At 42.0% G+C, this 18,990-nt stretch carries 15 protein-coding genes; 6 read left to right on the plus strand and 9 right to left on the minus strand.

Annotated elements, in window-relative coordinates; all coding sequences use genetic code 11:
- Positions 1–71: 71 nt before the first annotated feature.
- Positions 72–1,166, minus strand: a complete 1,095-nt coding sequence (locus tag AAFF35_RS02145; RefSeq protein ID WP_342330667.1) for a S41 family peptidase — start codon at positions 1,164–1,166, stop codon at positions 72–74.
- A 102-nt stretch (positions 1,167–1,268) separates the two neighbouring features.
- Here AAFF35_RS02145 and AAFF35_RS02150 point away from each other — a divergent pair, with 102 nt between their 5' ends.
- Positions 1,269–2,090, plus strand: coding sequence for a glutaminyl-peptide cyclotransferase (locus tag AAFF35_RS02150; protein WP_342330668.1), 822 nt, complete (start codon positions 1,269–1,271; stop codon positions 2,088–2,090).
- Positions 2,091–2,152: 62 nt separating this feature from the next.
- Here the strand turns inward: AAFF35_RS02150 and AAFF35_RS02155 are convergent, their stop codons facing one another.
- Genes AAFF35_RS02155 through AAFF35_RS02165 form a run of 3 tightly spaced genes read right to left on the minus strand, consistent with a single transcriptional unit; the run spans position 2,153 to position 7,503 of the window.
- Positions 2,153–3,226, minus strand: a complete 1,074-nt coding sequence (locus tag AAFF35_RS02155) for a hypothetical protein (protein WP_342330669.1) — start codon at positions 3,224–3,226, stop codon at positions 2,153–2,155.
- Between the two features lie 7 nt (positions 3,227–3,233).
- The gene (locus AAFF35_RS02160; protein ID WP_342330670.1) at positions 3,234–5,015 is read right to left on the minus strand and encodes an HSP90 family protein; all 1,782 of its coding nucleotides are present in this window, start codon (positions 5,013–5,015) and stop codon (positions 3,234–3,236) included.
- Position 5,016: 1 nt separating this feature from the next.
- The gene (locus AAFF35_RS02165; protein ID WP_342330671.1) at positions 5,017–7,503 is read right to left on the minus strand and encodes a tetratricopeptide repeat protein; all 2,487 of its coding nucleotides are present in this window, start codon (positions 7,501–7,503) and stop codon (positions 5,017–5,019) included.
- 590 nt (positions 7,504–8,093) lie between these two features.
- Between AAFF35_RS02165 and AAFF35_RS02170 the strand changes: the two genes are divergently transcribed.
- The 3 genes from AAFF35_RS02170 (at position 8,094) to AAFF35_RS02180 (ending at position 14,517) form a co-directional block, all read left to right on the plus strand.
- Positions 8,094–11,327, plus strand: coding sequence for a TonB-dependent receptor (locus tag AAFF35_RS02170; protein ID WP_342330672.1), 3,234 nt, complete (start codon positions 8,094–8,096; stop codon positions 11,325–11,327).
- Positions 11,328–11,350: 23 nt separating this feature from the next.
- Positions 11,351–13,066, plus strand: a complete 1,716-nt coding sequence (locus AAFF35_RS02175) for a RagB/SusD family nutrient uptake outer membrane protein (RefSeq protein WP_342330673.1) — start codon at positions 11,351–11,353, stop codon at positions 13,064–13,066.
- 134 nt (positions 13,067–13,200) lie between these two features.
- Positions 13,201–14,517 (plus strand): DUF3887 domain-containing protein, encoded by a 1,317-nt coding sequence (locus tag AAFF35_RS02180; protein ID WP_342330674.1) that lies wholly within the window; start codon positions 13,201–13,203, stop codon positions 14,515–14,517.
- A 56-nt stretch (positions 14,518–14,573) separates the two neighbouring features.
- On the opposite strand, the gene AAFF35_RS02185 is transcribed toward AAFF35_RS02180, so the two are convergent.
- The 5 genes from AAFF35_RS02185 to AAFF35_RS02205 form a co-directional block, all read right to left on the minus strand.
- Positions 14,574–14,858, minus strand: coding sequence for a hypothetical protein (locus tag AAFF35_RS02185; protein ID WP_342330675.1), 285 nt, complete (start codon positions 14,856–14,858; stop codon positions 14,574–14,576).
- Positions 14,859–14,863: 5 nt separating this feature from the next.
- Positions 14,864–15,463, minus strand: a complete 600-nt coding sequence (locus AAFF35_RS02190; RefSeq protein WP_342330676.1) for a sigma-70 family RNA polymerase sigma factor — start codon at positions 15,461–15,463, stop codon at positions 14,864–14,866.
- An 84-nt stretch (positions 15,464–15,547) separates the two neighbouring features.
- Positions 15,548–15,907 carry a hypothetical protein gene (locus AAFF35_RS02195; protein WP_342330677.1) on the minus strand — a complete coding sequence of 120 codons (360 nt, stop codon included), beginning with the start codon at positions 15,905–15,907 and terminating at the stop codon, positions 15,548–15,550.
- 15 nt (positions 15,908–15,922) lie between these two features.
- Positions 15,923–16,663: a hypothetical protein gene (locus AAFF35_RS02200; protein WP_342330678.1), complete on the minus strand. Its 741-nt coding sequence runs from the start codon at positions 16,661–16,663 to the stop codon at positions 15,923–15,925.
- A gap of 16 nt (positions 16,664–16,679) precedes the next feature.
- On the minus strand, positions 16,680–17,345 hold the full coding sequence (locus AAFF35_RS02205) for a hypothetical protein (RefSeq protein ID WP_342330679.1): 666 nt from the start codon (positions 17,343–17,345) through the stop codon (positions 16,680–16,682).
- A 142-nt stretch (positions 17,346–17,487) separates the two neighbouring features.
- Between AAFF35_RS02205 and AAFF35_RS02210 the strand changes: the two genes are divergently transcribed.
- Positions 17,488–17,709, plus strand: coding sequence for a helix-turn-helix transcriptional regulator (locus AAFF35_RS02210; protein ID WP_342330680.1), 222 nt, complete (start codon positions 17,488–17,490; stop codon positions 17,707–17,709).
- Positions 17,710–17,721: 12 nt separating this feature from the next.
- Positions 17,722–18,912: a PAS domain S-box protein gene (locus AAFF35_RS02215; RefSeq protein ID WP_342330681.1), complete on the plus strand. Its 1,191-nt coding sequence runs from the start codon at positions 17,722–17,724 to the stop codon at positions 18,910–18,912.
- Positions 18,913–18,990: the final 78 nt, after the last annotated feature.

Genomic DNA, 18,990 nt, shown 5'->3' on the forward strand with positions numbered 1-18,990 from the left:
AGGATGTTTTTTGGGTTTAACAGCCAGCTAATGGCATTTTTAGAATAAGCTTAAGGTTCTGAATGGGATGCTCATTTGAGTTTTAATTGCTGTTGTACAAAACGTACTTTGTCTTTTTCAAGAGGATTAATTTTTACATCAGGAGGAATTCCAATGTTGTCAATTGGATTTTCTGGTAAGCGCTTAGATCTGGAAATGGCGATAGCCAGGCTATAGTCGTCGCAGGGGATGTCAAAGTACTGGGTATTTGCATAATCCAGTGAACCGCCTGAGTTTTCTCCAAACAGCGTCACTTTCTTACTTTGTTTTGCAATGAGCAGAAAGGATTCTGCCGAACTCAAGGTTTCCCTGCTGATCAGGATCCCTATTTTCTTGGGGTAGGTATAGCTGCTGTCTAATGTGTTGCTAAAGGTATCCTTCCCTAAAGGATTTATAAACTGCCCCGGATGTTTCTTCATCAAAGAGATGATGGCCTTCAGGAAGTTCCCCTGAGGGGAGATCGGATTTAGACCTTTTAAGTTCTTTTCCAGAATGGCGATATTGTCTTCGGAAGACCAGTATTCATCGGGCTTTCCAATATAAGCCTGTGTATACAAATAAGGAATCAGCGATTGAAAGGTGTAATCTGTTCCGCCTCCGTTTCCACGGATGTCTATGATCCAGTTAGGCGTTTTTTTCAATAATGCCTGCTGACTTTTGAGTAAACTGTCAATCATCTTTTTTTCTGACCATTCAAAAGAAGGAAGTCTCAGCAATAGCGTCTGTTCGTCAAGTTGTTGAATTTCCGTTTGTCCACTTAGCTGCTCTGAAACGATTTCTTTCTTCTGTGAAAAATAGGCGTTAATCTCCTTCGTCTGCGCTGGATTCGCCTTTTTATAATCTCCGTTAAGCTGAACTTTTAAATGCTGATCCTGGAAATAGTTTGTCCAGGTTTTTAACACAATAAAACAAGCATCTGTTGTCTTTATAGCCGATGCTTTTTCCCTTAATTCCTTCGTGAAAAGTGTAAACTTCTCCTTGTTTCCTGCGTTAATCTTATCCCGATATCCTGAATAATTTCTGCTCACCTTTGAAGTCATATAGTCAAAGTTGACCCGGCAGTTACAGTCTTGTGCAAATAGTTTTAATGAGTTGGTTAACAAAAAGATAAGGAGGAGATTTTTCATGGACATTTGAGGTGATTTGAATGCAAGATGCTTTTTTTAGAATTAGTTGCCTCATTGTATGTAAAGAATAAGATGGTTTTCTTTTATTTGCTTTGAGATCATATGAAAAGAAAAATTATTTGCCCGATTCTTCTATTACTGGGTTTGCAAAGCTGCCAAAACGGTAATCATGCGGAGAAAACTACTGTTGTAGTGCAGGCGCTTTCGACTCCTGTACTCAGTTATTATGTAACAAACAATTTCCCGCATGATACCACGCTGTTTATTGAGGGTTTTTTATTTTATCAGGGAAAATTGTTTGAAAGTACGGGCTCTCCGCTCGACATGACCAGTACGCGTTCTTTAATCGGTATTCAGGATCTAAAAACAGGTAAGCTTGATATTAAGGTAGAGCTGGACCGGTCAAAATACTTTGGAGAGGGGATTGTGATCCTGAAAAATAAACTCTATCAACTCAGTTATAAAAATCAGCTTGGATTCGTATATGATGCGAGCACCTTTAAAAAACTCGCTGAGTTTAAGTATGCGAATGCGGAAGGCTGGGGGCTCACAACAGACAGTGTTTCCTTAATCATGAGTGATGGTACGGATAAATTAACTTTTCTTGATCCCGAAAAATTATCGCCGGTCAAGACAATTTCCGTGACTGAAAACGGGCTTCCTTTGGATAAGTTGAATGAACTGGAATTTATTAAAGGATTTATTTACGCCAATGTTTGGGGAACCAATGATATCGTTAAAATTGATCCGGCTACGGCCAAAGTGGTAGGTAAACTGGATTTTAACGCTTTGGCACTGACGGAGAAAAACAATAATCCTGGCGCTTTAGAAATGAATGGGATTGCCTACGACCCCGATAATGATAAGATATACATTACCGGGAAGCTGTGGGCCAATATTTACCAGATTGAACTTAATAAATAGCCACCTATTCTATGATGTTCTTGATGAATTGAAGATCCTGAAGAAATAAATAGAAAAAGCGCTTAACTAAGCGCTTTTTCTATTTGAAGGGAAAAGTTTGAGTTCTTGTTGCGTTCGTCAAACTCGACCGCATATTGCTGAGCCTCTTTGTAATAATGGTTGTACAAATCCTTTACTTTATAAGAGTTTGTGCTGGTATATAGCGGATGTTCATGTGGCAATTCTATGCTGACTTCCTTCTCCTGATCTTCCTGTTTTAAGGCTTCTGCCATATTCAGGGAGAAAAAGAAACGGCGGCTTGTTTTGGTAGAGTCTGCCCATGGAAGGTACTTCTCTATATAATGCCAGCCTTTATCTTTATCGGTATGGAACAAATACACGATCAATGCGCCGATGGAAGTGATCAGCGAACTGTCGTCTTCCACTTCCTGTAATCCTTCTTCTGCCTGATGGAACAATTCTGCCGCCTTTTCTAATTCATTGTTTCTGATGGCCATATAGCACAATTGACAGAACGTAATTACCGGTACATGGGCACAGGTAAACTGTTTTTGAAGCAAGGGGAGGGCTTTGGTGTAGGCCTTCCCAAAATCACCCTCATTGATGAGGTAGGTAACCTCTGTATCCATCTCACAGGCGTTACAGTCGCTCAATTCATCCCTGGGTACTGCATTGACCAGGTCAAGAAAAGTAGTGCTTTTGGCAGCATCCTGCTGATACAGGGCTTCGTTCAGTTGTTTGGAATAATAAGAGCGAATGCCCAGGCCTTTTTCTTCCAGTCTGCGCTTATAATCTTCAAGAACGAGCTCGATTTGTTCCAGTGGAACATCCGGATTGGAATACAACTCATTAATGATCCATTTGTATTTCCAAAGCAGATCTTCTATCTCGTAGTTTTCAGGATCGGCATCATAGGCGTTTAACATCCAGCTGAAAAGGCTGACAAATTCTGTTCTGTCAGACAGTCCCCATTCTTTATCCATTAAGTCCGACCTTAGTTCATATCCCAACTCTACATCTTCGTTCGCATCGGCAATCTGGATCGCCTGAACCAATAGTTTTCCTGCATCCTTTGGGTGAATGTTTTCCTGGTTTGCACGGTTTAATAATTTCTGTACTTCTAATGTATACCTCATGGTGTAATTAAATGTTAATAAAATGCTCCATTCCCATAATGATCAGGCTATGGAGTGCCTCGTTAAATAAATTCATTTCTGTATCACTTACAGGATACTTTCCCAGTAATAAGGATTGCACGTATAAAATATGAACAATGGAAGGAAAAACATAAGGGTCTTTAATTCCAATCATACTTTTGACCAGTTTATTGTCTGCATTGAAACACAATACCGGCTGTATGGCTTTCTTTTTGGGTGCAAAGGCGCTAAGCGTTGCGGTGAGCGGATTGCTCGGAGAGACTGGTTGTTTTGCATTGATCTCGTCCTGAGGGGCAACATATATCGCCGGGGTGTCTTCAGGACTAAAAATCTTCAGGCTACAGCTGCAGTTTAATTTTTTTAAGACTTCAGTCGCCCGGATTTCAAAATCAGCCAGTGCAGGGTCCAGGGAAGTGTCGATTGCGTGGAAGCTGTTTAATAAGCTGCCCGGAGAGATCTGTTCGATCTTGAGACTGCTATCCAGACGTTGAATTTTTTTCAGCAGCTCCTCTTCAAAAGTGTAAGCTGCATTGATGATCAGGGTTCCCTGAGCACCGGCAATGCGGCGGACCTGTTTGAAATCGTCAATATTTGGGGTGTAGAAAATGGTATGCTCCAATTCTCTGATGTTTCTAAAGGACCGGATTCCTTTGTTTGTTTCAAATGGAAGGTCATCGATAAAGACCTGTAGAAGCTCATTGTCTTCCGCTGCAATTGCTTTGAGGTGAAGGTAATGGGTGCTGATCAGTTTCTGATAAATGTTGTGGTTAATCAGACCGATAGATTTAAGGTACGCCTTAATGGTGGTTCCGATTTCTTTTTTCGCTCCTTTTAGAGCGTCATTGTAAACCAGTGCTTCTCTGGAGGCGATGGCATCCAGTCCGTCTGCATTGAGGATACAACGAATAAAAAATGCCCATTTTGGAAGTAACCGGCAATCATCATCGCTCAGAAACATCCGTTTTAAAAATAGTTTATGGGTTTGTTTTCCACTAAATTGTGTTTTATAAGGAAGGATATAGGCCACTCCCTTAACTCCGCCATCTGAAGTTGAAATCGGGAAGGCATCTAAAAATCCGGTATTAAAGGCTTTTCTGCCAATGGCAAGCAGCTCTTCCTTCGTGGTCGCGGATTCCAGCCAAAGAGCCCCGGCTTCATTTATCCAATGGATAGTTTCTTCGTAATGAAGGTAAATCGGCATGGGCAAAGCCTCTCCGTAATATTCAAGGTTTTTGCGGAACACATCAGCCTTGAACAGGTACTTAAATTCATCTTTAGGATAAAGGATCACCTTTGATCCAATGGGACGTTCCTCTTCTATAGGGCTAATGTGGTAGGTGCCATCAGACTTTCCGGTCCACCTTACGGCAGTCTCGCTCAGCGCTGATCTGGATTCCACAATGATCTCATTGCTCACTACAAAGCAGGAGAGCAGGCCAATACCAAATTTGCCAATATAGTCTTTGGCTTCAAAAGCTTCGCGTTTGGAGCTCTCCCCGATAACGGCCAAAAATTTATGAATCTCATCTTCTTTAAGTCCGATGCCATTGTCTTCAAAGATCAGTTCAGCCCGCTTGCTATCCGGCAGGTGAATTCTGATGCAGCCTTCATGGTGTTCATCCATGGTTCGTAAAGCGGTGATGGCATCGACCCCATTCTGAAGAAGTTCTCTTACGAACGTGTTCGGATTGCTATACAAATGTTCAGATAAAAGGGAGATCATCCCTTTTAGGTTGACCTGAAACAAGTATTGCTGATTTTCATCCATATTATTTCCCTTTTTTTCTACCTGTTAATTTCATTGCTCTTTCATGGCCATTGTCTGCTGCTTTTTCAAACCAATACATGGCAGTATCTTCACTTTCCTCCACGCCATCTCCCATGAGGTAGCAATTGCCAAGGTCAAACTGTGCGGTAGCATGCTCTTCCGCTGCGGCTTTATTGAGCCATTCAATGCCCTGTTCCTTGTTCATGGTTACTCCTTTGCCGTTCAGCAATAAGGACCCTGCGTAGTATTGTGCGGAGGTATTGTCACTCTGTGCTGCTTCATTGAACCAGCGGAAGGCTTCTTCATGGTTTTCTTTTACGCCGATACCATTCAGGTAACAACGTCCGGTATGGTACATCGCAACAACATAATTGTTGTTCGCAGCCATCTCATAATATTTAAATGCTTCCGAATTATTGGCCTCTACGCCAATCCCGTATTCATAACATAAGCCCAGTCCTTCATGAACAATTTCTCCCTCCGATGCTTTCTGATAATAAGCAAAAGCTTTATCAGCCTGATCAATCTGATCGTAATCATACATATAATAATCGCCGATTTCAAGCATGGCATGAGGATAACCTGCCTCAGCAGCTTTTTCAAGCCATTGAAGGGCTTTCTCTGTATCTTTTTCTATTAGACCATGCATGTAATAGTAACCAAGTTTGTAGGCACCATAATAATAGCCCAGGTCTGCAGCCTGCTGCATATAGCCGAAAGCTTTCTCTGCATCAAATTCAACCCCATATTCATGCTCGTAACATAAACCGAGTTCTACCATTGCTTTTGCATTGCCGCCTTCTGCTGCCTGCAGGTAATACTCCAGCGCTTTGTCCGGGTTTTCTGCGATTCCGGTACCAAAGCGATAGCAGCGGCCAACTTCAAATTGACAGTTGGCATAATTCAGCGCTGCGCCTTTCAGGTAATAAGGGAAAGCAGCTTCAGGGTCCGGGTTCTGGTTATGGTAACCATTCTCGAGGTAAGTACCTGCGGTATGAATGGCAAAAGGGTAGTCGAGATCAGCAGCCTGATTAAACAGATCGAATGCTTTTTGAGAGTTCTCTTCAATGGTGCCATCCTCATACATGAAGCCGAGTTCAGTCATGGAATAGGTAGAATTCAGCGCTACTCCCTTTTCAAAATATTCCTGTGCTTTTTTCTGATCCGGTTCTCCAAGAATGCCATAGCGATAGAAACGGGCTGCATTATTTATTGCTGTCGGGAAATTCAGTGTTGCCGCCTCTTCATAATGGGAAAGGGCTGCGGTAAGGTCAGGTGTATCGGTGATGACAATGCCGGTCTCATAGAGATAGCCTAGTCTGTTTAAAACATGAGGCAATTTCTTTTCCGCTGCTTTTTTTAACAGTTCTCCTCCTTCCTGTTCATTCTTTTCTGCAAGTGTGCCTTCGATCAGGATTTCAGCCTTTTCTACCATGGCGTCTAAAGACCCGTTTTTAATGGCTTCATCGAGGTAATACATGCCTTTTTTGGCGTCAAGAACCGATGGCGCATATAGGTAAAGTAATGCCAGGCGATAAGCGGAAAAATAGCTATGGTATAAACTTCCGAGTTCAAACCAATAAATGGCCTGGGTTACGGAATCAGTATCTACATCAGTAGGAAGGGAATGATAGCCTAAGTGGTTGGCTGCTTCTATTGTTCCGCGCTCAAAAGCCCCTTTCCACAATTCAAAAGCTGCTTCTTGTGCAGCTGGTTCTTCAGATTGAGAGAAAATGATCGATCCCAGTCTGAACATTGCGAAATCCGCTTCATCGGTGTCAACAAGCTGTTGATAAAGGGATTTTGCAGCTTCGATCTGCTCTGTATGGTCTAAATAATTTCCTTCAAACAGCAATACATTTTTCTTCAGTAAAGGATCGTTCGTTTCTTTGAGCGCTGCAATTAAAGCCGGAATACCATCCATTTCTCCTTTGTTGATCGCAATGTAACCCCGGTATAGTTTATTCCATACCGCATCTGAACTGTTTAGCAAACGAAGTCCGGTCTCTTCGTCTTTTTCTAAAATCACACCATAATAAAGGAGGTACCCTTTTACAGCTATTGCAAGGTCCACCTTTTTTTCAATCGCCTTATCTAAATACAAGGCGATCTTTTCTGCATCTCTGCGTGTGCCCCTTGCTTCACGATATTGAAAGGCAATTTGTGAATAGGCAACGGGAAAATGAGTTGCCAGTTGTTCCAGGACGCTGATGACAGTATCCAGATGGAAATTATAATCGGCTTCATCCAGATATACACTTGCTTTGAAGTCAAGGCCTCCCATAAAAAGCATTTCATAAAGCGCAAATACCTGTTGGCTATTCGCAGGAAGAAGTCCCGTGGCATGCTCCAGAAAAGCAAATGCCTGATGCCAGGTTTCCGGATTTTTTAGGTCATCTTTTGTGAATTTTTGCAGATCCTGAAGTAGTGGAAGGTCGCTATGCTGTGCATTTTGCTGAAAAGTAGTGTAAGTGGTTTTAAGGCTCATTATCTTATATGGTTATTATGGAAACAATGTTTATACTGGATCGCTTTTGTTGTTAAACAACGTCGGTTAATTTGAATAAATTATTTCACATTGGAAAATAAAAATTCTTTATTCCTTTTTTTACCTGATCACAAAGCTTTGCTAGAGCAACAATTAGTCCATTTGAGAATAACAATAAAGCTTATTCGATAATATCAGAGAAAACAGCCTGTAGTTATACATGCTAAATCTTCAGGAAGGGAACTAAGCCATTCAGATCGAGCAGGGTATGGAATGGAATAAGAAAAGCGGTGATCGGAAAAAAAAACGTGAATATGACGGTTGTAGTTGCTTGGTTATAGGTCATTTGTAATGCAAATGAGACATAATTCCGGTATAGTAGTAATAAAAAAGGGCTCTATTCCTATAAAAAGACCTGTTTTAAAAAAATTTCTTAAAAGTGTGATAAGTGCTTGTGTATTAGTTACACTATGTTTATATTGTATCTCAGATAAGTTACAATTAACCAAATTATTTTCATCCTTAAATCTACGTCTATGTAAAGTAAGCTTAACTAACCGAAACTATTAACTATCCTAACCAAATATCTTATGTTTAAAACGATCCTAAATCTCAGAAGGAGGTCTCTCCTTTTGCTGGCCTGTCTGTTCCTATATTTTGGAGCCAGTGCCCAAGTCAAAATCTCTGGTAAAGTAACCAGCAGTGACGACAAATTACCCATTATCGGTGCTTCAGTAAAAGTCAAGAACACGAAGGTTGGTACCCTAACCGACCCGAACGGAGTTTTTGCCATCATTGCAAAACCTGGTGATGTGCTTTCCATTTCCTTTGTAGGTTATGCAACACGGGAAATTACATTGGGCGCGCAAAACACCATTGATGTGGTGCTTCAGCCTGATGCAAACAGTTTAAGTGAAATTGTAGTGACCGGTTATACCAGTCAGCGGAAGAAAGATTTGACCGGTTCCGTTGCCGTGGTTAACATCACCCAGCTCAAATCGCAACCCGCGGCGAGTGCAGTGGAAGCCCTTCAGGGGAAAGCTCCGGGGGTGCAGATTGTAAATGACGGTGCTCCTGGATCTACGCCGCAAATCAGGGTCCGTGGAGTAACGACCATCAATAACAATGACCCCTTATATGTGATTGATGGGGTGCCTTATGAAGGAAAACTCAGTTGGTTCAATCAAAACGATATAGAGAGCATGCAGGTGTTAAAAGATGCCTCCTCTGCTTCTATTTATGGAGCCAGAGCCAATAACGGGGTAGTGATCATCACGACCAAAAAAGGAACACTCGGTTCGCCCAAAGTAACGTTTGACACCTATTATGGTACCCAGCGGCCAAGGAAAGGTACTTTTCCCAAAATGCTGAATCCGATGCAGTACGCCGAATACCTCTTCTCCGCTTACAGAAATGCAAATGAGGCTCCGGCCACAGGGGATAATTATGGAAATGGTGCCACACCAACACTTCCGGAATACCTGGTGGCCGGGAAGATTGCCGGACAGAAAATTACCGCTGCCGATGCAGATCCCTCAAAATATAATTATAGCCGTGATCCGGCAACATTCTATCAAATTACAAAGGCAAACCAGGAGGGAACCAATTGGTTTGATGAAATTACAAAAAATGCTCCTGTACAAAATTATCAGCTGGGGGCTTCTGGCGGCGGGGAAAATGCAACCTATAGCTTTGCCATTGGACATTTGAATCAAAAAGGAACGATTGACTACACTGGTTTTAAACGATATAATGTAAGGGCAAACACCACTTTTTCAGCCCTGGACAAAAGACTTCGTTTCGGGGAAAATATGCAGTACAGTTATTCCGAAGGCTTTGGCTTTGGGGTTAATCCAAATGTTTCAGGGGAGTACCAGGATGAAGGGAGTGCCATTAGCTGGGCTTACCGGATGAACACGATTATTCCTGTATATGACATCAAAGGTAATTTTGCGGGTAGCCGCGGAAGTCAGCTGGGAAACTCAGAGAATCCTCTGGCCTTCCTCTTTCGGGCAAAGGATAACCTGAATAAAAGCAATTTCTTCTTTGGGAATGTTTTCAGTGAGCTCGATATTGTAGATGGCCTTACCGCCAGAACAAGCTTCGGGATGCGCTATGAAAATTTTAACGGTCTGAGCATGCGTTATCCCAATCTTGAATTTTCGGAAGGTAACAATTCAAACAACCTGAATGAGTACCAGGGGTACAATACCGAGTGGACCTGGACGAATACCTTAACTTATAATAAGGTTTTTGCGGAGAAACATCGTTTAAATTTATTGGCAGGGACCGAAGCGATTCGCTCTAATACACGTCGCCTGGATGCAGGACGAAATGAGTTCTTCCTTTTAGGCGATCCCGACTACTATTACCTTGGTGGAGGTTCTAAAAATATCAGCAATATGAGCATCGGGACCCTTGGATCTCTGTTCTCCCTGTTTGGTCGGGCTGATTATTCTTATAATGACCGTTATCTTGCCAGTGTAACCATTCGCCGTGATGGCTCTTCTAACTTCGGGCCAGAAAACAAATACGGTTATTTTCCTGCCGCAAGTGTGGCCTGGAGACTCTCAGAAGAAGGTTTTATTAAAGATAACGCCAAGTGGATTGACGATTTTAAGTTGCGTGTAGGGTATGGAGAAACAGGAAATCAAAGGATTCCGGGATTTCAATATGCCAACCGGTTCCAATCTTCGATCATCAACTCTGCGTATAGCTTTGATGGAAATAACAATGTTACCCCCGGAGTGTGGCAAAATAACTATGAAAATCCTGCCATCAAATGGGAATCTTTAAGTTCCATCAACGTGGGGATTGATTTTACCCTCTTCAAATCAACCATCGACGGTTCATTCGACTGGTACAATAAAAAGACCAGCGACATGCTTTATCCGATTCCTTTGCCTGCAACAGGAGTAGGGCTTGGTGCTTCACCTTTCGTGAATGTGGGCGATATGAGCAATAAAGGGATCGAGCTGACTTTGGCTTATCATTATGGGAAAAATGACGATAAACCGTTCAAATTTGATGTAGGCGTTAACTTCTCCAAAAATGTGAACAAAATTGTGAAACTCGCGCCTGGAATTACAAAACAGCCTTATGGTACCTTCCGGACGTTACAAACAAGTATCCTGCAGGAGGGACAACCTTTCGGCTCATTCTATGGCTACGACATTCTGGGAATTTATCAGGATGCGGCAGAAATTGCCGGAAGCGCTTCTTATACAGGGGCACGTGTCGGGGGCTTTAAATTCAGAGATGTCAATGGAGACAATAAAATAGATCCGGGAGACAGGACGATTATTGGAAATCCGAATCCTGATTTTTTATATTCCCTGAATTTCAATGCTTCCTATAAGAATTTTGATATTTCCATGTTTTTCAATGGGGTTCAGGGAATTGACCTTTATGAGGCAACCCGGTATTTTACGGATTTTTCTACGTTTAATGGCGCCAAAAGTACCCGGCTTCTGGATGCCTGGAGCCCAACAAATACAGGAAGTAAAATTCCTTCGGCAAACATTCGTGCTTCAGATCTGGAGTATGCATCTTCCAGTTATTATGTTCAGGACGGTAGCTTTTTACGCATGAAAAACTTACAGATCGGTTATTCACTGCCCACAGAAAAAGTTTTTGGACCAAAATGGGGCGTAAGTAAACTGAGAATTTATGCGAGTGCCACCAATCTTTTTACGCTGACTAACTATACAGGACTGGATCCTGAAGTGAGTCAGGAAACAGAAACGTTTTCTGCTCTTGGTGTAGATCGCGGTATTTACCCAAGTCCACGTCAGTTTCTATTGGGTTTAAGTGTAGGTTTTTAATGATAAATGATAAATATATTCATATGAAAAAGATTAATTATATAATATTCAGCATATTCCTGCTTACCGCAATGGGTTGCAGTAAGTCTTTTCTGGAAAAGAATCCCCAGGGAGAATTAGTTGGTGAACAGTTGGAAACTCAGGAAGGGGTCGAAGGATTTCTGACGGGTGCCTATTCTCTTTTGAATGGAAATGTGAACGGTACTTTCGGAAATTACGGCGCGGCACCAAGTCAGTGGTTACTGGGAGAAGTTACCTCAGATAATGCACATAAAGGAAGTGATAACGGCGATCAGCCCAATATGAATTTATTGGAAAGACATGCGCCAACAAGTACCAATGATAACCTGGAGAACGTATGGGTCCGATGCTTTGAAGGAATCCTGCGCTGTAACAATACTTTGAAGTTTTTAAACATTGTGCAAGCCGGAGATAAAAAGTTCCAGGAAGCAAGGGCCATAGAAATTCAGGCGGAAGCGCGGGTTTTACGTGCGCACTATTATTTCTTTCTGGCCAGAATTTTTAAAAATGTACCCTTAATTACTGAAACGACGACGACAGTGGCGGTAGACAATACACCTGATATTTATCCGGCTATTGTGAATGACCTCAAGTTTGGAGTAGACAACCTGGGTATTGTAACTTCAAAAGATCCGGTCACAAGGGTCAACAAAGTAGTCGCACAGGCGTATTTAGGAAAGGTTTATTTGTATCAAAAGAAATATTTGGATGCTTTGCCTTTGCTGAATGCGGTAATCGCTGCGAGACCACAGCTTGAAACTTTACCTTATACCAATAATTTTGACATCACTACAGAGAATGGACCGGAGGCGATCTTTGCGGTCCAGCATTCGGTTGGAGCAGATGGTACGGGAGGAGAAAATGGAAATGTTGGCGACATTCTAAATTTCCCTTATGGGAACGGCTTGCCGATTACCTGTTGTGGATTTTTCCAGCCTTCTATAGATCTGGCCAATGCTTTTAAAGTGGATGCCGCAGGATTGCCTTACCTGGTAGCGCAGGATTACAGAACTAACCCTTATAAGTCTGATTTTGGCCTTAGCGATGCAGAGAAGAAGGCATATGAGTTGGACAAAAGTCTCAGGGTAGATCCCCGCATGGACTATACCATGGGGAGAAGAGGTGTCCCTTTTCATGATTGGGGAGTGATGCAGGGCGATTCCTGGATCCGTGAACCTTCTAATGGAGGGCCTTTTGTAGCCTATAAAAATGTAATAGACGCTTCACAGGTTTCCAGTGGGACAGGTCCTGGAAATACCAATGTGACGGGTCTGAATGTAAATATCATCCGTTTGGCGGATGTGTACCTGATGGCTGCAGAATGTGAAGTGGAAGCTGGGAGTGTACCAAAGGCCTTAATGCTGGTCAACCAGGTACGTGCCAGGGCTGCAAAGTTACCGGCAAAGCAAGTAGGAGGGGTAAATGTCGCTGTCTATCAGGTAAATCCTTACCTTTCGTTCCCAAATCAGGACTATGCGAGAAATGCAGTACGCATGGAGCGCAGACTGGAACTTGCTTTGGAAGGACATCGATTTTATGACCTGGTGCGCTGGGGGATTGCAAAGCGAACGCTGGATAGTTATTTCCAGTTTGAAGGAGATTATTTTCCTTACCTGAAGCCAGTGGTTATGGAAGACCGGGACGAGTATTTCCCGATTCCGCAAAATCAGATTGATCGTAGCCAGGGAATACTAAAACAAAACTCCGGATACAATTAAACAGGAAATATGATATGGAAAAAGGGTCTTTATGACCCTTTTTTTGTTACAGTGAATTCTCCGAAAGGGAATCAAATAATGCTAACTTTGGTTTCTTAGCAACCATAATAATCTATAATTACGACCGCAATTACATGAAGAAAATTATTTTATTGTTTTTTGCCCTGTTTCTTAGCATAACAGGGTTTTCACAAGGCGTATTGTCCTTGTTTAATCGCTCAGACGACTTCTTTAAGCTGATGGAACAGGAGAAATTTACGGAAGCATATGCTTTTTTTGATGAAAGCGCCCAGTCTAAAATTACCACGGAGAATCTGGAAGCGATCTGGAAAAACCTGCACACAAATTATGGAAAGGTATTGAGTACTGATGTCATTCAAAGTAAAGCGGAAGGTGAGTTTTTTGCCGTTTCTGTAGATGTTAAATTCGAAAAGGAAACCCAGGGCTTTTTATTGGTCTTTAATAAGAGCGAGAAAATGGTGGGGCTTTTTCCAAGACAGAAATCTAACCAGCAATCGTATTTGAGACCTGCTTACGCAGATACAAATGCCTATAAAGAAAAAGAGATTTATATTAAGACCGCCGGGCATAGCCTGGTAGGTGTATTAACCACTCCGGCAAAAGGGACCAACTTCCCGATTGTTGTTTTGCTGCATGGTTCCGGTCCAAGTGATATGGATGAGACTGTAGGGCCAAATAAGCCCTTTAAAGATCTTGCTGCGGGTTTAGCAACCAAAGGTATAGCCAGTATCCGTTATGTGAAAAGGACGCTTGCCTATGCAGGTGAGTTTACTAAAATATTTACGGTTAAGGAAGAAGTAACAGATGATGCCCTGGCGGCAATTGCATTGGCGAGGACAATTCCCGGAGCAGATAAAAAGAAAATTTACCTGTTTGGACATAGCATGGGAGGTATGCTGGCACCAAAGCTGGCTACATTGGCTCCGGATCTTAATGGCCTGATCATGGCAGCAGCTCCGGCAAGAAAATTAACGGATATTATTGACGACCAAAACAGGTATTCGGCCTCACAGGTGAAAGATACTACAGGCGCAGTAAAGAAACAGCTGGAAGAAGCTTTAAAGGAAACTGCAAAAACCAGAATCACCAAACTTGGCCTGGTTAAACCCGATTCTTTACTGTTGGGCTTACCGGCAGCTTACTGGGTTGATTTAAATCTTTATGATCAGGTTGGAACAGCGAAAAAGTTGGTCAAACAGAAGATGATGATTGTACAGGGAGGCTTCGATTTTCAGGTATCTACACAGGATTATCAAATCTGGAATGCAGCTTTAGGTAAGAAAAAGAACGTGACACTGAAATTATACCCTGATCTGAACCATTTGTTGAGTCCCCAAAAAGAAAAGGGAAATATGGTGCAATATGGAATACCGGTCAGTGTTTCAGAAGTATTGGTGAATGATATTGCCACCTGGATCAAGGCGAAATAACTCAAATGCCTTGGTGACCCCATCAGGTCATCAAGGCATATTTTTTTGTAAGCAGGTTAGTCGGATACTTTGTCCAGACTTAAAAGAATGCTTTGCTTTAAGTCCTCATTCTTAAGCTGAGGAAGGAGGCTTAACTCATCAAAATTGATGACCTGGGCTTGAATAACTTTGTCGAGTAAGATGCTTTGCTGCTGATAAATGGTACAGCCATCACAGATATTGGTATGAAGGCGTAATTGCAGCCTTTCTATCCATGATAAGCCAAACAGGGATTTCTTCTCTATTAATTCTGTCGCCCTTGTGCAGGAAAGTAAGATCAGGTGTATGATTTTTTTCTTCATTTTCGCTATCCGTTAAACCAGTTGATCTGTAAACACTTTCTGAGTTGCAACTTTGCCCTATGGATGATTTGCCAGTAATTAGTCGGCGTAACTCCCAATTCCTGACACACTTGTTCTGGTTTTTTTTCTTCCAGAAATTTTAACTGAACTGCCGAAAACCACTTTAAGGGTAATTTCTTCATGCAGTCCTGAAGCGTTGTATTAAAATCAGGATCGTCTAAAAGATGCACAGTTTCTTCCTGCCATGGTTGGGGGCTTTCTCCTGGATTCCATTCTCCATGGACATTGAATAATTTGTCGAAAAGTGCATCGGATCCATTTTCAATTGTTGTAAGTATTGCGATGCTGGGATCCTTATATTTTTGGCGGTGATAATCTGTGATTTTATGCCTTAAAATTCCAAATAGCCATGATTTTGGAGTTGATTTTCCTTCAAACTGATCAAATGATTTCAGGGCCACCAGGAAAGTTTCCTGAACGAGGTCTTCTGCGGATTCTTTATTTGAGGTTTTATAAAAAGCCCAGGAATATAAGCTGTCAAAGTATAAGAGGACCCAGGACCTGATTGTTTTTGCCCTTCCTGAAGTATGAATTGAAGGCTCCATTGTACAAATCTAGTATAATTATGAATGTCGGAAGCAACAATTGTTTCCCGTCATCCCGAAATCAATGCAGGACGACGGGTGGTGTTATTTCTTTCTTGCAGCCAGGATCTGTCTATGCCATTTCTTCATGACTTTCCTCCCTGCAATCTCTACTTTTTCTGCGTTTTTGTTTCCGTCGTCCAGGTGTTTAAAGACCACTTCTGCAAGTGCATCCATAAAAGGCTCATGAAAAGGAAGCTCTGCCTGAATCTGGGGACTGCCTTCCATGATCTCATTCAGAAAGAATAGCGTGGCCCAGCGTTCATTGCCATCTGGCCTGCTATAGTAAAAGGGAAAGGAGACCCTGTTGATGAATTTTTGAATAATCATTTCAGGGTCAACCTGAAACAAGTCGCACAGCATACTGAAGTCTTCCGGAAGACTGACTTTTAAATTAAGGTCCATAATTTCTGATTTATTTTAAACGGAGTGAATGAGCTTGTGGTAATAATTGTCGTATAATTTGTAGTATTTTTCGCGTCGTTTCTCCACACTGCGAACAATAAATAAGTGAAGGTGCAGTTCCTGGATATGGTCGATAAATTCGACCTGCAGGGCTTTATGGGAAGGGCTGCTGTGGAGGGCATTACATTTGGTAATGGCCTGGTAGAAAAAGGCCATGGCATGGTTTTCTAATAGATGATGTAAGCCAATTCGGGCATGTGTTTCCGGAAGGGAGATCTGATCCATAAAATGTTGAAGGTATACTTCCGGCCTGCAATTGTGGGTTTCACACATGATGGAAAAGTCGATCCCCAGCTGAAGGGTATTTACTTCGTCAAGCTCCAGGGTTCGTGACGTGGTGACTTTAGGCTCCATGAGGTTGAAAATCTTTTTTACAATGGGGATGCACATCTTTCTTCTTTTATTTTCTGGGGTTCTCGGCCTTACGCTCATTTGAACAATCTCCCTGACGTATTTTATGATAGCATTCCTATTGGTTTCAAAAGCGGGGCTGACCCCCTCAATGGGTGGATGAGGGTGACTTAACAAAGTATTTGTGGCAAAGCGGTAACCATCATTTGATTTATGACTTAGGGAATCGTAGAAGGAAATGTGATCTATGAACAGCTGCAATACTTCTGGTACGGCTAAATGATAAGTGGCACAGGCAATTTTAAATTCCAGAGGAATGGTCAATCCGGGGTTGTCTTTTTTCATGAATGATGTGTTATGGTTATTCAAATACTTTCTCATACCTGCAGCCATATTCGTTTGATCTGATTCTTTTGAGTTTTGGGAAATCGTTTTTCTTGGTGAGCTCTGACAATGCGGTCTGTATATACCGGGGTTCGATACTTTCATTGCCTATGGCACTGCGGCAACGCTGATAAATGACCAAAGGAGTTTGGGGGCTGAAAAACAACCGGCCTTCAAAAAGAACATTTAAAATGGCCTTTACTTCTGCAGCATTTTCCTTTTCTGCAGTCTGATATCTGATGTAGGCAGGGTTCTCTTCCAGGAGCTGGAAAACCAGCGCCTCAGACTTGTCCTCTTCTATACGAAACATCTTATGTTCAATCCTGGGGCCTTCGATATGCTTTGTCAGGAGATAATTCTTTGTGTAATTCTGGTGTTCAAATCCGGGAGTCATGGCCCTTAAAGAAATTTCCTCCATCGCAGATCTGAAACAATGTATATCTTCAAAAGAGAAGCCTATACTTTTTAGCTCTTCCTTTTGTTTGATGAAATCTATGTGATAGCCCATTAAAAAGGACGCCTCCGCTGTGGAGTAGCCCTTGGCGATTCTTTTAATCATAAAGCTATATAGCATGGCCAGATGCAAAGCCGACATGCGCGCAGTAAAAGTTAGCGTGACCGGTTTTTTGTTTTCTTCTTTCATATTTGAGGGTTAAGAAATGAGATTTGTATAGATTATCTATACAAACGTATGGATAATAGATCAATTTAACCAATTATAGTATAGATTATCTTAGTCATTTATATATTTATCTGTATTAATGTTTAAAAAATCTATACATTTTATGACTAAACTGGGAGATTATTTAGCACCGCGTTCTGTAAATAAGGCGGAGATCGCAAGAAAGACGGGGTTGACGCGGGCAAGAATGAATGAGTTGACACTAACGGAAACCTCCAAGCTCAGAGCAGAAGAGCTTTATTTGATTGCGTTGGCAATTAATGTAAAACCCGCAGAGATGCTGGAAGAAATGTATCATGGCCTGACATTGATAGAAGGGAGTTAAACGGAATTCAACATGCGGAAAAAATCAGCCTTTATTACGATCATCTATATTGCCCTGGGAGCGGTCTGGTTAAATCTGGGCAGTCATTGGATAGAAAGACTGGATGAGCGTACTCCAGGAGAGGACATGAGCTTTCTGTATGATTATAAGAACATCATTTTTCTAATCGTTTCTGGTCTGATTCTGTTTCTGTTGATCGAAATGCACCGTAGAAGTCTTTCCAGTGTAGAGAAAAGTTATAAGCAACTTTTTGAAGGCTCCATTGCGGCCATTTACGTACTAGACCGAAGCAGTTACCGGCTGATGGAGGTGAACGAAGTGATGGTCAGAAAATATGGCTATAGCAGGAGAGAGCTTTTAGAAATGACGGCACTTGACCTGCGGCCGACAGAAGAACGGGCTAAACTGGAAGAATACCTGAATTCAGAACATCCGGAAGGCAGGGCATCGGGAGTCTGGTTGCATAAAAAGAAAAACGGAGATGTTTTTCATATGCTGATTTCTCATCATAGCACCGTATTTCAGGGGAAACCAGCTTATACTGTAATAGCGGTTGATATAGAGCGGCATGTTAAAGCAGAAGAGCGCATTAAGGAGCTGTTGGATGTCTATGAGACGGTAACGAGTGTGACTAATGATGTGATCTGGGAATATTGTCCCGGGACAGACCAACTGGATTGGATGAATGGCTTTACAGAAATTTTTGGATATACAGCCGAGCTTTCTGAAAATACCAGAGAATGGATCCTGAGTAAAATTCATCCTGACGACAGGGAGCGGGTAGAGCAGAGCATGGAAGAATCTCTGGCGCAGCTCAGCAATTCCTGGCGCTGTGAATATCGGCTTGCCTGTGCCGATGGAACTTATAAATATGTTTCCAATCAGGCGTTTATTTTATTGGACAAAGATGGGCAGGCAAAGAAGATGGTGGGTGCATTAAGGGATATTACCCTGCGGAAGAATTATGAGCAACGTTTGTTGCGTAAAAATCAGATGCTCAAAGATATTGCCTGGAAAAATTCACATGAACTTCGCAGGCCGGTAAGCAATATCGCTGGCATTCTTAATTTGCTGAAAGCTGATGCTGAACGCAATCAGACAGATATTTCCTTACTTGAAATGCTGGAACGGTCGGCCTTGGAACTGGATGAAATCATTACCAAAATAAATGTTTCTACAAAGAATGTTGACTTGAAAAACTAATCTTGTTTTTTATGTTAATCGGATTATCGTAACAATTACACTCCATTTTGCAATCTATGGCAAAATTGTTGCTAGTAC

Origin of the sequence: Pedobacter sp. FW305-3-2-15-E-R2A2, from assembly GCF_038446955.1 — a bacterium.
Lineage (GTDB): Bacteria > Bacteroidota > Bacteroidia > Sphingobacteriales > Sphingobacteriaceae > Pedobacter.

Excerpts from the sequence above, each read along its gene's own strand:
- AAFF35_RS02145 (WP_342330667.1), bottom strand. The coding sequence starts at position 1,166 with ATGAAAAATCTCCTCCTTATCTTTTTGTTAACCAACTCATTAAAACTA.
- AAFF35_RS02150 (WP_342330668.1), top strand. The coding sequence starts at position 1,269 with ATGAAAAGAAAAATTATTTGCCCGATTCTTCTATTACTGGGTTTGCAA.
- AAFF35_RS02155 (WP_342330669.1), bottom strand. The coding sequence starts at position 3,226 with ATGAGGTATACATTAGAAGTACAGAAATTATTAAACCGTGCAAACCAG.
- AAFF35_RS02160 (WP_342330670.1), bottom strand. The coding sequence starts at position 5,015 with ATGGATGAAAATCAGCAATACTTGTTTCAGGTCAACCTAAAAGGGATG.
- AAFF35_RS02165 (WP_342330671.1), bottom strand. The coding sequence starts at position 7,503 with ATGAGCCTTAAAACCACTTACACTACTTTTCAGCAAAATGCACAGCAT.
- AAFF35_RS02170 (WP_342330672.1), top strand. The coding sequence starts at position 8,094 with ATGTTTAAAACGATCCTAAATCTCAGAAGGAGGTCTCTCCTTTTGCTG.
- AAFF35_RS02175 (WP_342330673.1), top strand. The coding sequence starts at position 11,351 with ATGAAAAAGATTAATTATATAATATTCAGCATATTCCTGCTTACCGCA.
- AAFF35_RS02180 (WP_342330674.1), top strand. The coding sequence starts at position 13,201 with ATGAAGAAAATTATTTTATTGTTTTTTGCCCTGTTTCTTAGCATAACA.
- AAFF35_RS02185 (WP_342330675.1), bottom strand. The coding sequence starts at position 14,858 with ATGAAGAAAAAAATCATACACCTGATCTTACTTTCCTGCACAAGGGCG.
- AAFF35_RS02190 (WP_342330676.1), bottom strand. The coding sequence starts at position 15,463 with ATGGAGCCTTCAATTCATACTTCAGGAAGGGCAAAAACAATCAGGTCC.
- AAFF35_RS02195 (WP_342330677.1), bottom strand. The coding sequence starts at position 15,907 with ATGGACCTTAATTTAAAAGTCAGTCTTCCGGAAGACTTCAGTATGCTG.
- AAFF35_RS02200 (WP_342330678.1), bottom strand. The coding sequence starts at position 16,663 with ATGAAAAAAGACAACCCCGGATTGACCATTCCTCTGGAATTTAAAATT.
- AAFF35_RS02205 (WP_342330679.1), bottom strand. The coding sequence starts at position 17,345 with ATGAAAGAAGAAAACAAAAAACCGGTCACGCTAACTTTTACTGCGCGC.
- AAFF35_RS02210 (WP_342330680.1), top strand. The coding sequence starts at position 17,488 with ATGACTAAACTGGGAGATTATTTAGCACCGCGTTCTGTAAATAAGGCG.
- AAFF35_RS02215 (WP_342330681.1), top strand. The coding sequence starts at position 17,722 with ATGCGGAAAAAATCAGCCTTTATTACGATCATCTATATTGCCCTGGGA.